This window comes from Mesobacillus maritimus (assembly GCF_019749255.1).
Lineage (GTDB): Bacteria > Bacillota > Bacilli > Bacillales > Cytobacillaceae > Mesobacillus_B > Mesobacillus_B maritimus_A.
In genome coordinates this window covers 166,745-179,938 of the sequence record NZ_JACWFH010000009.1, presented here as the reverse complement: position 1 = coordinate 179,938, position 13,194 = coordinate 166,745, and the positions used below count along the sequence as shown (strand labels likewise).

Below are 13,194 nucleotides of genomic sequence, written 5' to 3'. Positions count from 1 at the left end.
CGGTTTTCGATTCATTGTGAGTGGATTCTAAAAATAGTATAATGAAAATAATGAACAGTTCGGAGTCCTGTTTTATTTTCAACACGAAATAACCGGACATATAAATTATAATAGTGTAAAAGAAGGTGAAACCAATGCAACGGGTGGCTAATTGTCTTCTAGTAAAAGACAACAAGGTATTGTTACTCCAGAAGCCTCGCCGTGGATGGTGGGTGGCTCCTGGTGGGAAGATGGAGCCTGGTGAAACAGCCAAAGAATCCTGCATCCGAGAATATCGCGAGGAGACTGGTATTTATTTATTAAATCCAAAAATCAAAGGTATTTTTACTTTTATTATAAAAGATGGCGATCAAGTCGTGAACGAGTGGATGATGTTTACGTTTAATGCGACAGAATCGACTGGAGTTCATCTTGAAAGATCTGAAGAAGGAGATCTTGCTTGGCATGATACGGAAGAAATCAAGAACCTTCCGATGGCTGCAGGTGATTATCATATTCTTGACTATATGGTACATGGTCAAGGAATTATTTACGGCACATTTACTTACACTCCTGATATGGAATTACTTCATTACCGACTTGACCCTAACTAATATACTTCACTACTCATCTTGTAGTGAAGCAGGCAAGAATAAACATAATCTAAATAACATTACCATCAATAAATACTTTGGGAGGAATAGGAAATGAGTACCGGTTCGACGGACGACAGCCAATTAGTGATTATAACTGGAATGTCAGGCGCGGGGAAAACAGTTGCCATCCAGAGCTTTGAAGATTTGGGCTTCTTTTGTGTCGACAACCTCCCGCCTACATTGCTTCCCAAATTCCTTGAATTAATGAAGGAATCTGGAAATAAAATGAATAAAGTCGCTTTAGGGATGGATTTAAGAGGAAGAGAATTTTTTGATTCGCTCTTTAAAGCGCTAGATGATCTTTCTGAATCTTCATGGGTAGCGCCGAAAATTTTGTTTCTCGATGCAGATGATGAAACACTTGTAAGACGTTATAAGGAAACTCGACGCTTTCATCCTTTAGCACGCAAGGGCCGCCCTCTAGAAGGAATTAAACTTGAACGCGAATTGTTAGAGGAACTTAAAGGAAGAGCTCAATTGATCTACAATACCTCAGCGTTAAAGCCTAAGGAATTGCGTGAGAAAATCCATGAAGAGTTCTCCAGTAATAAAAAGTCAACCTTCACGGTGAATGTCATGTCCTTTGGTTTTAAGCATGGGATACCCATTGATGCCGATTTAGTGTTCGATGTTCGCTTTTTGCCGAACCCGCACTATATTGATCATATGCGGCCAAAAACAGGGTTGGACGAAGAGGTTTCAACCTATGTTTTAAAATGGAACGAAACACATAAATTCCTTGAAAAAGTTCTTGATTTGTTAACGTTCATGCTTCCTCATTACAAGCGTGAGGGAAAGGCGCAATTGATTATTGCAATTGGCTGTACTGGCGGACAACACCGTTCGGTTGCCTTAGCGGAGCATATCTCAAAGCACTTCCAGGCTGATTACCAAACCCTAGTGACCCATCGGGATATTGAAAAGAGGAAGGAATCGGCGAAATGACCACCAACACTCAACCTAGAATCGTGATCATTGGTGGGGGAACGGGCCTTCCTGTCTTGCTTCGCGGCTTGAAAAAGTATGATGTCGACATAACGGCAATCGTGACCGTTGCGGACGATGGGGGTAGTTCTGGACGATTACGGGATGAGATGCAAATTCCACCACCAGGAGATATTCGAAATGTTTTGGCCGCTTTGTCTGATGTTGAGCCTTTAGTTGAAGAGATGTTCCAACATCGTTTTAAAACATCCAATGAACTTTCAGGCCATTCGCTTGGGAACCTTATTTTAGCTGCGATGACCTCGATTACGGGGAACTTCTCCCACGCAGTTCAAGAAATGAGCCGAGTGCTAAATGTACGTGGAAAGGTCCTTCCAGCCGCAAACCGCAGTGTTATTTTAAATGCGGAAATGGAAGATGGCAGTGTTGTAAGTGGGGAGTCAAAAATTCCGTTTTCCGGGAAAAAAATTAAACGGGTGTTTCTCAATCCTAATAATGTACAGCCGCTTCCTGAAACTCTTCTTGAAATTAGACAAGCTGATTTGATTGTGATTGGTCCTGGGAGTCTTTATACCAGCATTTTGCCAAATTTACTGGTAAAAAAGTTAGGTCAGGCAGTTTGTGAGGCAAAAGCTAAAAAAGTTTATATTTGTAATCTAATGACACAAGCAGGAGAAACGCTTAACTACACTGCAAGTGATCATGTCAAGGCAATTTATGATCATATGGATTGTGCGTTCATTGACATGATTCTAATCAATAATGAAGAAATTCCCCCTGAAATTGAACTTCGCTATAAGGAAGAGCTTGCGAGGCCTGTCCAGTTTGATTTTCAAGTGCTAAATGAGCTTGGAATTAGCGTTGTCCAGAAGAAAATTGCCAACCTTGAGGGGAATGTAATTCGTCATGATACTCGAAAAGTAGCAGAAATTTTATATTCACTTCTTCCAAAGTGAAACCAAAAGGAAAATCGTGCGTATTAAGATACAGGTAAACAAGTCTATTCGCAAGTTCATGCTGCTAAGCTGAAGCGTCCTAGATGATGACTAGCTGTAAATGTAGGAGGTGAGGGGGATGTCTTTCGCTTCGGTTACGAAGAAGGAATTAACGAACCTAGAGGTGAAGGGCTGTTGCAGTAAAGCTGAGCTCTCGGCCTTAATTCGAATGAACGGTTCGCTATCCTTTTCAAACCGCGTGCTGATTGTAGACATTCAGACAGAAAACGCAGCTATTGCGCGACGGATTTATACCTTAATTAAAATGAATTATCAAATTCAGGTAGATCTGCTAGTCCGGAAAAAGATGCGGCTTAAAAAGAATAATGTTTATATCGTTCGCTTAAAGGAATCTGCTAAAGAGATTCTAGAAGATTTGAAAATTATCGCAGAAGGATTTTCGTTCATCCAAGAAATTTCGGAAGATTTAATAAAGAAAAAATGTTGTAAGCGTTCTTATTTGAGAGGAGCCTTCCTTGCTGGGGGATCAGTAAATAATCCAGAAACTTCTTCCTATCATTTGGAAATCGCTTCCATGTACCAAGAACATAATCAATCTTTATGTGAACTCATGAATAAGTTCGGGTTAAATAGCAAGACATTAGAGCGAAAAAAAGGGTTTATTACCTATTTGAAGGAAGCAGAAAAAATTACCGAGTTTTTAAACATCGTGGGTGCCCATAACTCCCTACTACGTTTTGAGGATATTCGGATTGTACGAGACATGCGAAACTCTGTAAATCGGCTCGTTAATTGTGAAACGGCAAATTTAAATAAAACCATTGGTGCAGCTTTACGGCAGGTTGAAAATATTAAGTTTATTGAGAATACAGTGGGCTTAGAAATTCTACCGGGAAAACTTCGTGAAATTGCTGAACTGAGAGTAGCGTACCAGGATGTAACCTTAAAAGAATTAGGTGAAATGGTGTCCGGCGGAAGTATTAGTAAATCGGGGATCAATCACCGTCTACGCAAGATTGACGAGCTCGCTGACAAGCTTCGTGCAGGTGAAGCAATCGGTCAAAAATAATTAATTTTATAAAGGGAGAGAGAATGGCATGGTAGAAAAACAAGTAATCGTTAAATTAAAGACTGGTTTGCAGGCTCGACCGGCAGCCTTGTTTGTACAAGAAGCAAATCGCTTTTCTTCAGAAATATTTCTTGAAAAAGATGGGAAAAAGGTAAACGCTAAAAGCATTATGGGTCTAATGAGTCTTGCGATTGGCGTAGGTTCTACCGTTAGCCTGATTGTAGAAGGAAAAGACGAGGAAGCGGCATTATCTACTCTTAGTGAATATATACAGCAAGAAGGTTAAAAAAACTCGCTCCCAATTTGGGGCGAGTTTTTTCTAGATTAGTTAATATATAAGTCTTGACTTTGAGAATTGTCCAGCTCCAGCGCCCTAACGGCTAGTGCCCTTCGCTCTCCGCCCTCCGATAAGTCAACATCGAATCGCCTCCGGCTCTTCGTGTTTCCTTTATCTCAGTTGGAGCGCTCCAGGCCATACGCCGCTGAACAGGGCGCTTGCGCTTTTCTAATTACTTCTTTTCATTTGGATTACGGGTAACAATTTCGTCAATTAAGCCGTATTCCTTAGCGCGTTCAGCGGTCATGAAGTTGTCACGCTCAGTATCACGCTCGATGACTTCAAGTGGCTGTCCAGTACGATCTGAAAGGATGCCATTTAATTTATCACGCAAGAATAGGATACGTTTCGCAGCAATATCGATTTCAGTAGCTTGACCTTGTGCACCACCTAGTGGTTGGTGAATCATTACTTCAGCGTTTGGAAGAGCATAGCGCTTGCCTTTTTCCCCTGCTGCTAATAGGAAAGCACCCATTGAAGCTGCCATCCCGATACAAATGGTATGAACTGGCGCCTTAATGAATTGCATTGTATCATAAATGGCCATACCAGCTGTAATACTTCCACCTGGGCTGTTAATGTAAAGGGAAATGTCTTTCTCAGGATTTTCCGCCTCTAGGAAAAGAAGCTGAGCGACAATTGAATTGGCAACATTATCATCAATTGCACTTCCTAACATGATAATACGGTCCTTCAAAAGGCGAGAATAAATGTCATAAGCACGTTCCCCGCGGTTTGTTTGTTCAATGACTGTAGGAATTAAATTCATTTTTTGTTCCTCCTTTTACAAGGTTTTCTCAAGGAACAGCGCACGAGTAAAGCCAGTGCTGAACCATGAGTTCTATGTAGTTTAATGATACACGAATGGTCAATTAAGGTCAAACGAATCACCCTTGACCTGTAGATGAATTATTCGACAATATTCATATTATCTCACACCCGTTTTCACTATTTCCATCATACCCGCTCTTTTCCTTTTTCAAACAAAAATCCTCTTGCACTCTTATGAAAGTTCCTTTATAATAAGTATTCGTACTACTAATTCATTCTGTGAATGACTTTAAAACATGCCCTCGTGGTGCAACGGATAGCACGTAAGATTCCGGTTCTTGAGATGTGGGTTCGATTCCTGCCGAGGGCGCTAAAAGGAAGTCCATAAGACAACTGGGCTTTATACAAGATTCTTTCTAAAAACTCCTGCTGATTTTCAGAGCAGGAGTTTTTTTATATTTTGGGAAGAAACGTCCATTCCGTCTAGCACCCATATCATGTAAAATGATAGTAGGGAGGGATTGGAATGGATTTAAAGCCCGGATTGTGGCAAAAGCAAACAATGAAGCTAGCAATGACTCAGGAATTAACGCAAGCGATTGCTTTGCTACAATATTCCTCACAAGAGCTTGTTACTTTTTTAGAAGAAAAAGCAATCGAAAACCCTCTTTTACAGGTCGAACATAAAAATATACGTTCACTTGATCGAAAAACGGTTTCAAGGAAACAATCTCGTTCAATGAACTCCCACGATGGAGAGTCTAATAATTGGATTGAACAAATCGCCGAGAAGACAGGTTCATTAAGGGAACACCTTTTCTTTCAGTTGAATTTACTGGTCTTATCGGAGCAAGAACGAAGAATTGTTCATTATTTTATTGACACGATTGATGAAAACGGTTACTTAGGAGTCGGTATCAATGAAACATGCATCAAGTTTGGGATACAGGATGAAGAGGCTGAGCGTTGTCTGAAAGTATTACAAAGCCTGGATCCAATTGGTGTCGGTGCAAGAAGCTTGCAAGAATGCTTACTGTTGCAGGTGAATCATAGTGAGAATAACGAATTAAAGGATGATAAAGGCAAAGACAACGAAGGACGCTCACCGCTAGAGTTGTTAAAAGTGATTCTTACTGAACATTTCATTCTATTTGCTGAAAAAAAGTGGAAGTCTATTGCAAAACTTTTGAAAATGGATCTAAGGGAGATACAAAAAGCTTTCGACTATGTACAAACGCTGAATCCTAGGCCAGGTACAACCTATCAAGTTGAAAAGGCAGCTTATGTAGTGCCAGATGTCATCGTGAAAATCGAAAACAATGAATTAACAGTGGGGCTATTTGATGATACAATTCCAAAGGTAACTTTTAATGAATCGTATTATCGGGAGCTTGCTGCTTACAAAGATGCCGAAGTGGGACGCTTTTTGCAAGAAAAGCAAAATGATTTTCACTGGATTCATAGAAGTTTGGAGCAACGCCGAGAAACCTTAATGAAGGTAGCGGTGAAAATTGTTGAGAAACAACGTGAATTTTTTCTTCAAGGGCTTTCGTTTTTAAAGCCTATGACGATGCGTGAGATTTCCGAGGAACTAGATATCCATGAGTCAACAGTCAGTAGGGCTGTACGGGAAAAGTATATCCAAACCCCAACTGGAACTTATGAAATGAAAATCTTATTCTCTAGTTCTGTTCAAACGACAGAACATGAACAAACATCCTCAAATCACGCAAAGGCGGCCATTGAACTATTAGTGAAAAATGAAAATAAACAGAAACCACTGTCCGATCAAGAGATTGTTCATATGTTAGAAGATCGTTCTGGGATTAAAATCTCAAGGCGGACGGTTGCTAAATACCGCGAACAATTAGGAATTGCCTCTTCGTCAAAGCGAAAGCGTTTTGAATAAGGGGTTTTTCTTTAAAGAATAGCGCCGGTGAGGTGAAGAAAGTGAAAAGTATTGTGAAACTTTACATGAGGCAGAGATGCCATTTATGTGAGGAAGCGAAGGGAATGCTTGAGGACCTTCAAAAAAATTGGCATTTTGAAATAGTGGAAGTGGATATAGACCAAGACGATCAGCTTGTTGAAGAATATGGAATCACGATTCCTGTTATTGAAGTGGATGGAGAGGAAGTACAAGCAGGTATAATTCATAAAAAATCCATAATTGAAGCGTTTACAAGGAAAAATATGAACTTTATTAGTTGAACTAGTTTATCACTCCTGTTAGAATGAAAAAGGAATCAGGGGTGATTTTTTTTGGAGCAAGTGGGACATAATATGTCACTGCGGGACATAAAAAGCCCACTATATTCTAAAGGGGAAAAAAACATCATGCAAGTATTGCTAGATATTCAAAAAAGAATATTGCCTGATCTGATAGAAGTTATGCATAAACGTTATTTGATCTTACAAAACATACATACGATGCAACCTGTAGGGCGTCGAAACCTAGCTGTAAGTCTTGGTTTTACAGAAAGGGTTTTGCGTAGTGAGGTCGAGTTTCTAAAAGAACAAAATTTAATTCAAATGTCTACTCAAGGAATGAGCCTGACGCTTGAAGGAAAAGATATACTGGAAAGTCTTGAAGGTATTATGCATGAACTTTCAGGCACAAGCCAACTAGAACAACAACTACAAAAGAAATATGCGGTCACAAAGGCGCTTGTTGTACCAGGCGACAATGACCAATCCCCTTGGGTCAAGCGCGAACTGGGAAAAGCATGTGTAAACTGCATGAAACAACGCGTTAAAGCAGACAATATCATTGCTGTGACTGGAGGAACCACGATGGCGGCTGTCGCTGAAATGCTTCCTGCAGAAATTGGGAAGAAGAACTTATTGTTCGTTCCGGCAAGGGGCGGGCTCGGGCTTGATGTTACAAATCAAGCGAACACAGTAAGTGCGATTATGGCTGACAAAACCAATTCGAATCATCGTGTGTTTTATGTACCCGACCAGGTTAGCAGTGAAATCTATGATTCCTTTATTAAGGAACCACAGATTTATGAAATGCTTAACCTGATTAAATCAGCTAACATGGTTTTACATGGAATTGGGGAAGCTATTTCAATGGCGAAACGTCGAAATACCACCGCAGAGATTATGGACAAACTCATTCAAGGAAAAGCAGTCGGAGAAGCCTTTGGCTACTATTTCAATGAAGATGGAGACATTGTTCATAAGGGTCAAACGATTGGCTTACAACTAGAAGATTTAAATAGTGCCAATCACGTGATTGCTGTTGCAGGAGGGGCATCGAAAGCTAAAGCAATCAAAGCATATTTGAAACAAGCACCTCCCTCAACCATCTTGATTACAGATGAAGGTGCAGCCAAAGTTTTAGTTAAAGGCTAATCTAGCTTGATTGGATTCAGATTGAATCTGTTAGATGAGCAATGCCTTTAATATATAAAAAACGTACCACTTTCCTTCCCTAATTAGGCGGAGACAGAGGTATGTATGGGATGTATAAACGAATGATGTTTATACTATCCTATTAGCGAGAAAAAGGATGGACGAATTAAAGGAGGAAAAAAATCATGGCAGTAAAAATTGGTATTAACGGATTTGGACGTATCGGACGTGTTGTTTTCCGTGCAGCTTTAAATAACCCAAATGTTGAGGTAGTAGCAGTTAACGATTTAACAGATGCTAATATGTTGGCACATCTTTTAAAATATGATTCCGTTCACGGAAGACTTCAAGAAGAAGTATCTGTAGACGGTGAGTACTTAGTAGTTGCAGGACACCGCATTAAAGTTACAGCTGAAAGAGATCCAGCACTTATCCCTTGGGGTGAGCTTGGAGCAGAAGTGGTAGTAGAATCTACTGGACGTTTCACAAAGCGTTCTGACGCTGCGAAACACTTAGAAGGTGGAGCGAAGAAAGTAATTATCTCTGCACCAGCTAACGAAGAAGATATCACAATCGTTATGGGTGTAAACCATGAGCAATATGACCCTGCAAACCATCACGTTATTTCAAATGCATCTTGTACAACAAACTGTTTAGCTCCATTCGCTAAAGTTCTTAATGATAAGTTTGAAATCAAGCGTGGAATGATGACAACAATCCACTCTTATACAAACGACCAGCAAATCCTTGATTTGCCACATAAAGACTACCGTCGTGCGCGTGCAGCTGCAGAAAACATGATTCCAACAACTACTGGTGCTGCAAAAGCAGTAGCACTTGTATTGCCAGAACTTAAAGGCAAATTAAACGGTGGAGCGGTTCGTGTTCCAACTCCAAACGTTTCTATGGTTGACCTTGTAGCTGAGCTTGGTAAAGATGTAACAGTTGAAGAAGTTAACGCAGCGCTAAGAGAAGCAGCAGAAGGTGAATTAAAAGGAATTCTTGGCTACAGCGAATTACCGCTTGTATCTACTGATTACAATGGCGATGCACATTCTTCTACTATCGATGCTCTTTCTACAATGGTAATGGAAGGCAACATGGTAAAAGTTATCTCTTGGTATGACAACGAGTCAGGCTACTCTAACCGTGTAGTAGATCTAGTTGATTACATCGCTTCAAAAGGCCTTTAATTTAAAACGCATTTAGATAGCACCCATAAGGTATATTCTAGTGGGAAGAAGGGGAGTGGGGCCTGTCCCCTTCCCCTTCTTTGTTAGATATTAAAAAGTCTAGGACAGTTGCGCCTGCGTAAAGTCTACTAAATTACTGACGCTAGCGTTTATCTTAATTAGGAGGTTTCAGCCTTGAACAAACAGTCTGTTAAAGATATTGATGTAAAAGGGAAACGTGTTTTTTGCCGTGTTGATTTCAATGTTCCAATGAAGGACGGTCAAGTAACCGATGAAACAAGAATTCGTGCAGCATTACCTACTATTCAGCATTTGAGTGAACAAGGGGCAAAAGTCATTTTGGCTAGCCATCTTGGACGTCCAAAAGGTCAAGTGGTAGAAGAAATGCGTTTAACCCCAGTAGCAAAACGCTTATCCGAGCTCCTTGGTAAAGAGGTTAAAAAGACGGACGAAGCTTACGGAGATGCTGTTAAAGCTGAAATCGGGACTATGAATGACGGCGATGTATTATTACTTGAAAATGTTCGCTTTTATCCTGGTGAGGAAAAAAATGATGCTGAATTAGCTAAATCTTTCGCTGAGTTAGCGGATGTCTATGTGAATGACGCGTTCGGTGCCGCTCACCGTGCCCATGCCTCTACAGAAGGAATTGCACAGCATCTTCCTGCAGTTTCAGGACTTCTTATGGAAAAGGAACTTGATGTACTAGGTAAGGCACTTTCTAACCCTGAACGTCCTTTTACAGCGATTATTGGTGGAGCGAAAGTAAAAGATAAAATTGGTGTCATTGAGAATCTCCTTGATAAAGTGGATAACCTCATCATCGGTGGCGGTTTAGCTTATACATTTGTAAAAGCTCAAGGTCATGAAATTGGGAAATCTCTTTTAGAAGCTGATAAAATGGATCTTGCAAATTCTTACATTGCGAAAGCAAAAGAGAAGGGCGTTAAATTTTATATGCCAGTTGACGTAGTGGTTGCGGATGATTTCTCTGAGGAAGCCAATACAAAGGTTGTTCCAATTGAAGAAATTCCTTCTGATTGGGAAGCATTAGATATTGGTCCTAAAACTCGAGGAATCTATGAGGATGTAATCAAAAACTCCAAGCTTGTCATTTGGAATGGACCAATGGGCGTGTTCGAATTAGATACTTTTTCAAAAGGAACAAAAGCCATTGCTCAAGCGCTAGCTGATGCTACTGATACATACTCTGTAATCGGTGGGGGAGATTCTGCCGCAGCTGTTGAGAAATTTAACCTTGCTGATAAAATGAGCCATATTTCAACTGGTGGCGGAGCTTCTCTTGAATTTATGGAAGGTAAAGCTCTCCCTGGTGTTGTGGCTTTAAACGATAAGTAAGGCTAAAATCTTACCTAGCGATATTTAGGTAAGACCAACCTCTATTAAGTATAGAAAACCTTTTCGGAACAAGGTTCTGAAGTATTCGGATCCTTTCGAACGCTTCGGAACCAGGCTCTGATTCATGTATTAAAGGCTAACTCGTTAGAATTCTAATTCCTAAGCCTATTAAAAAGATTTGAAAGGAAGTGCCGGTTATGCGAAAGCCAATCATAGCAGGAAACTGGAAAATGCATAAAACACTACCAGAAGCGAAAAAATTCATTGAGGATGTGAATGGTCTCGTTCCATCTAATGATAAAGTTGAATCTGTAGTCTGCGCGCCGGCATTATTTTTAGGTCAGCTTGTCGAAGCGGCCAAAGACCATGATCTAAAAATTGGTGCGCAAAACATGCATTTCGAAGAGAGCGGTGCTTTTACTGGTGAAATTAGCCCGAAAGCATTGGAAGACATCGGCGTAAATTATGTAATCATCGGTCATTCAGAACGTCGTGAAATGTTTAATGAAACAGATGAAACGGTCAATAAAAAGACAATTGCTGCTTTTAAATACAACTTGACTCCAATTGTATGCTGTGGCGAAACGCTTGAGCAGCGTGAAAATGGCGAAACAAATGATCTTGTAGGATCACAGGTTACAAAAGCGCTTGAAGGCTTAACTGAAGATCAATTAAAACAAACGGTCATTGCTTATGAGCCTATTTGGGCAATCGGAACAGGAAAATCTTCTACAGCAGAAGATGCAAATGAAACTTGTGCACATATCCGCAAGGTATTAGCAGAAAGCTTTTCACCTGAAGTAGCAGAGGCTATCCGTATTCAGTATGGTGGTAGTGTGAAACCTGGAAATATCAAAGAATATATGGCACAATCCGATATCGACGGAGCATTGGTTGGTGGAGCTAGTCTTGAGTCTGATTCCTTCCTACAGTTATTGGAGGCAGGGCAATGAGTAAGACATCTCCAACAGCATTAATTATTCTTGATGGCTTTGCGTGTCGTGGCGAGCAGCAGGGAAATGCTGTAGCTCAGGCGAAAAAGCCAAACTTTGATCGTTATTGGAGTTCATATCCACACGCACAGTTAACTGCAAGTGGAGAAGCTGTCGGACTTCCAGATGGTCAAATGGGGAATTCAGAGGTAGGGCACTTGAACATTGGTGCTGGACGTATTGTATATCAAAGCCTAACAAGAGTGAACCTCTCAATTCGTGAGGGCGAGTTTGAACAAAATGAAACATTTTTAAATGCGATTAAGCATGTGAAAGAAAAAGGCACTGCTTTGCATCTCTTCGGTCTTTTATCCGACGGTGGTGTACATAGCCATATTGAGCATATGTTTGCTCTACTAAAACTAGCGGCTGATCAAGGGGTAGAAAAGGTTTATGTTCATGCCTTTCTTGATGGACGGGATGTAGGTCCACAAACCGCTCCTGGATATGTGAAACAAACGCTAGCGAAAATGAAAGAAATCGGTGTGGGTGAATTTGCTACGATTTCTGGGCGATACTATTCTATGGACCGTGATAAGCGCTGGGAACGAGTAGAGAAATCGTATCGTTCCATGGTGTACGGAGAAGGTCCTACGTATACAGATCCATTAGAGTTGGTTGAAGATAACTATAAAAATGGAATCTTTGATGAATTCGTTCTTCCTTCCGTGATAACGAAAGAAGATGGAACACCAGTAGCTACGGTTGAGAATGATGATGCGGTTATTTTCTACAACTTCCGTCCAGACCGTGCAATCCAAATTTCGAATACCTTCACGAACAAAGATTTCCGTTCCTTTGACCGTGGCGAGAAGCATCCGGAGAATTTATTCTTTGTCTGCTTAACTCACTTTAGTGAAACGGTTGATGGTTTCGTTGCTTTCCAACCAACGAACCTAGACAACACTTTAGGGGAAGTCATTTCGCAAAACAATATGACGCAATTGCGTATTGCGGAAACTGAAAAGTACCCACATGTGACGTTCTTTATGAGCGGCGGGCGCGAGAATGAGTTCCCAGGAGAAACAAGACTTTTAATCAATTCACCAAAAGTTGCAACCTATGACTTAAAGCCTGAAATGAGCGCCTATGAGTTAACAGATGCGTTGATAAAAGAAATTGAAGCAGATAAGCATGATGCAATTCTTTTAAACTTTGCAAACCCTGATATGGTTGGTCATTCTGGTATGCTTGAACCGACAATTAAAGCAATTGAAACTGTGGATGAATGCCTAGGGAAGATTGTTGATTTAATTGTTTCTAAAGGTGGAACAGCGATTATCACAGCAGACCATGGAAATGCTGACGAAGTGGTTACGCTTGAAGGTTCACCAATGACGGCGCATACGACAAACCCTGTTCCAGTCATTGTAACTAAGCCAGGTGTTGAACTTCGTGAGGACGGAATTCTTGGTGACTTAGCGCCAACGATACTTGAATTGTTACAGATTGAAAAGCCAGTCGAAATGACAGGGAATTCTTTAATTAAAAAATAATTCTTGCTCAACTAGTCAGAATAGAACAGAGCACTATTATCATGTTTTTATATTAGACCGATTGATTCGGTAATTTAACTA

Annotated in this window: 13 protein-coding genes and 1 tRNA gene; 13 read left to right on the top strand and 1 reads right to left on the bottom strand. The window is 40.5% G+C overall.

The window, feature by feature from the left end; genetic code table 11:
* Window positions 1–134 precede the first annotated feature (134 nt).
* From H0185_RS09530 to H0185_RS09510, 5 genes are all read left to right on the top strand, one after another.
* Entirely contained in the window at window positions 135–593 is a 459-nt protein-coding gene (locus tag H0185_RS09530; RefSeq protein WP_221873260.1) for an NUDIX hydrolase, read from the top strand.
* A 93-nt stretch (window positions 594–686) separates the two neighbouring features.
* Window positions 687–1,580 (top strand): RNase adapter RapZ, encoded by an 894-nt coding sequence (rapZ, locus tag H0185_RS09525; RefSeq protein ID WP_221873259.1) that lies wholly within the window; start codon window positions 687–689, stop codon window positions 1,578–1,580.
* Window positions 1,577–2,536: a gluconeogenesis factor YvcK family protein gene (locus H0185_RS09520; RefSeq protein ID WP_221873258.1), complete on the top strand. Its 960-nt coding sequence runs from the start codon at window positions 1,577–1,579 to the stop codon at window positions 2,534–2,536. The genes rapZ and H0185_RS09520 overlap by 4 nt, the downstream gene beginning before the upstream one ends.
* A gap of 118 nt (window positions 2,537–2,654) precedes the next feature.
* The gene (gene whiA / locus H0185_RS09515) at window positions 2,655–3,605 is read left to right on the top strand and encodes a DNA-binding protein WhiA (RefSeq protein WP_221873257.1); all 951 of its coding nucleotides are present in this window, start codon (window positions 2,655–2,657) and stop codon (window positions 3,603–3,605) included.
* A gap of 28 nt (window positions 3,606–3,633) precedes the next feature.
* Window positions 3,634–3,891 (top strand): HPr family phosphocarrier protein, encoded by a 258-nt coding sequence (locus H0185_RS09510; RefSeq protein ID WP_221873256.1) that lies wholly within the window; start codon window positions 3,634–3,636, stop codon window positions 3,889–3,891.
* A gap of 223 nt (window positions 3,892–4,114) precedes the next feature.
* On the opposite strand, the gene clpP is transcribed toward H0185_RS09510, so the two are convergent.
* Window positions 4,115–4,711 carry an ATP-dependent Clp endopeptidase proteolytic subunit ClpP gene (gene clpP, locus H0185_RS09505; RefSeq protein WP_221873255.1) on the bottom strand — a complete coding sequence of 199 codons (597 nt, stop codon included), beginning with the start codon at window positions 4,709–4,711 and terminating at the stop codon, window positions 4,115–4,117.
* A gap of 300 nt (window positions 4,712–5,011) precedes the next feature.
* Between clpP and H0185_RS09500 the strand changes: the two genes are divergently transcribed.
* From H0185_RS09500 to gpmI, 8 genes are all read left to right on the top strand, one after another.
* A tRNA-Arg gene (locus H0185_RS09500) sits at window positions 5,012–5,083 on the top strand.
* Window positions 5,084–5,239: 156 nt separating this feature from the next.
* Entirely contained in the window at window positions 5,240–6,622 is a 1,383-nt protein-coding gene (rpoN, locus tag H0185_RS09495; RefSeq protein WP_221873254.1) for an RNA polymerase factor sigma-54, read from the top strand.
* Between the two features lie 65 nt (window positions 6,623–6,687).
* Window positions 6,688–6,924: a glutaredoxin family protein gene (locus tag H0185_RS09490; protein WP_221873379.1), complete on the top strand. Its 237-nt coding sequence runs from the start codon at window positions 6,688–6,690 to the stop codon at window positions 6,922–6,924.
* A gap of 126 nt (window positions 6,925–7,050) precedes the next feature.
* The gene (locus tag H0185_RS09485; protein ID WP_221873253.1) at window positions 7,051–8,073 is read left to right on the top strand and encodes a sugar-binding transcriptional regulator; all 1,023 of its coding nucleotides are present in this window, start codon (window positions 7,051–7,053) and stop codon (window positions 8,071–8,073) included.
* Between the two features lie 185 nt (window positions 8,074–8,258).
* Window positions 8,259–9,266 (top strand): type I glyceraldehyde-3-phosphate dehydrogenase, encoded by a 1,008-nt coding sequence (gene gap / locus H0185_RS09480; protein WP_221873252.1) that lies wholly within the window; start codon window positions 8,259–8,261, stop codon window positions 9,264–9,266.
* Between the two features lie 174 nt (window positions 9,267–9,440).
* On the top strand, window positions 9,441–10,625 hold the full coding sequence (locus tag H0185_RS09475; protein ID WP_221873251.1) for a phosphoglycerate kinase: 1,185 nt from the start codon (window positions 9,441–9,443) through the stop codon (window positions 10,623–10,625).
* Between the two features lie 197 nt (window positions 10,626–10,822).
* Complete coding sequence (gene tpiA / locus H0185_RS09470; RefSeq protein WP_221873250.1) at window positions 10,823–11,578, top strand: triose-phosphate isomerase; 756 nt, start codon at window positions 10,823–10,825, stop codon at window positions 11,576–11,578.
* Window positions 11,575–13,113: a 2,3-bisphosphoglycerate-independent phosphoglycerate mutase gene (gene gpmI, locus H0185_RS09465; protein WP_221873249.1), complete on the top strand. Its 1,539-nt coding sequence runs from the start codon at window positions 11,575–11,577 to the stop codon at window positions 13,111–13,113. The genes tpiA and gpmI overlap by 4 nt, the downstream gene beginning before the upstream one ends.
* The last annotated feature ends 81 nt before the right edge of the window (window positions 13,114–13,194 follow it).

What these genes read in the sequence shown, in the direction of transcription:
- H0185_RS09530 (WP_221873260.1), top strand. Translation starts at nt 135, where the DNA reads ATGCAACGGGTGGCTAATTGTCTTCTAGTAAAAGACAACAAGGTATTG.
- rapZ (WP_221873259.1), top strand. Translation starts at nt 687, where the DNA reads ATGAGTACCGGTTCGACGGACGACAGCCAATTAGTGATTATAACTGGA.
- H0185_RS09520 (WP_221873258.1), top strand. Translation starts at nt 1,577, where the DNA reads ATGACCACCAACACTCAACCTAGAATCGTGATCATTGGTGGGGGAACG.
- whiA (WP_221873257.1), top strand. Translation starts at nt 2,655, where the DNA reads ATGTCTTTCGCTTCGGTTACGAAGAAGGAATTAACGAACCTAGAGGTG.
- H0185_RS09510 (WP_221873256.1), top strand. Translation starts at nt 3,634, where the DNA reads ATGGTAGAAAAACAAGTAATCGTTAAATTAAAGACTGGTTTGCAGGCT.
- clpP (WP_221873255.1), bottom strand. Translation starts at nt 4,711, where the DNA reads ATGAATTTAATTCCTACAGTCATTGAACAAACAAACCGCGGGGAACGT.
- rpoN (WP_221873254.1), top strand. Translation starts at nt 5,240, where the DNA reads ATGGATTTAAAGCCCGGATTGTGGCAAAAGCAAACAATGAAGCTAGCA.
- H0185_RS09490 (WP_221873379.1), top strand. Translation starts at nt 6,688, where the DNA reads ATGAGGCAGAGATGCCATTTATGTGAGGAAGCGAAGGGAATGCTTGAG.
- H0185_RS09485 (WP_221873253.1), top strand. Translation starts at nt 7,051, where the DNA reads ATGCAAGTATTGCTAGATATTCAAAAAAGAATATTGCCTGATCTGATA.
- gap (WP_221873252.1), top strand. Translation starts at nt 8,259, where the DNA reads ATGGCAGTAAAAATTGGTATTAACGGATTTGGACGTATCGGACGTGTT.
- tpiA (WP_221873250.1), top strand. Translation starts at nt 10,823, where the DNA reads ATGCGAAAGCCAATCATAGCAGGAAACTGGAAAATGCATAAAACACTA.
- gpmI (WP_221873249.1), top strand. Translation starts at nt 11,575, where the DNA reads ATGAGTAAGACATCTCCAACAGCATTAATTATTCTTGATGGCTTTGCG.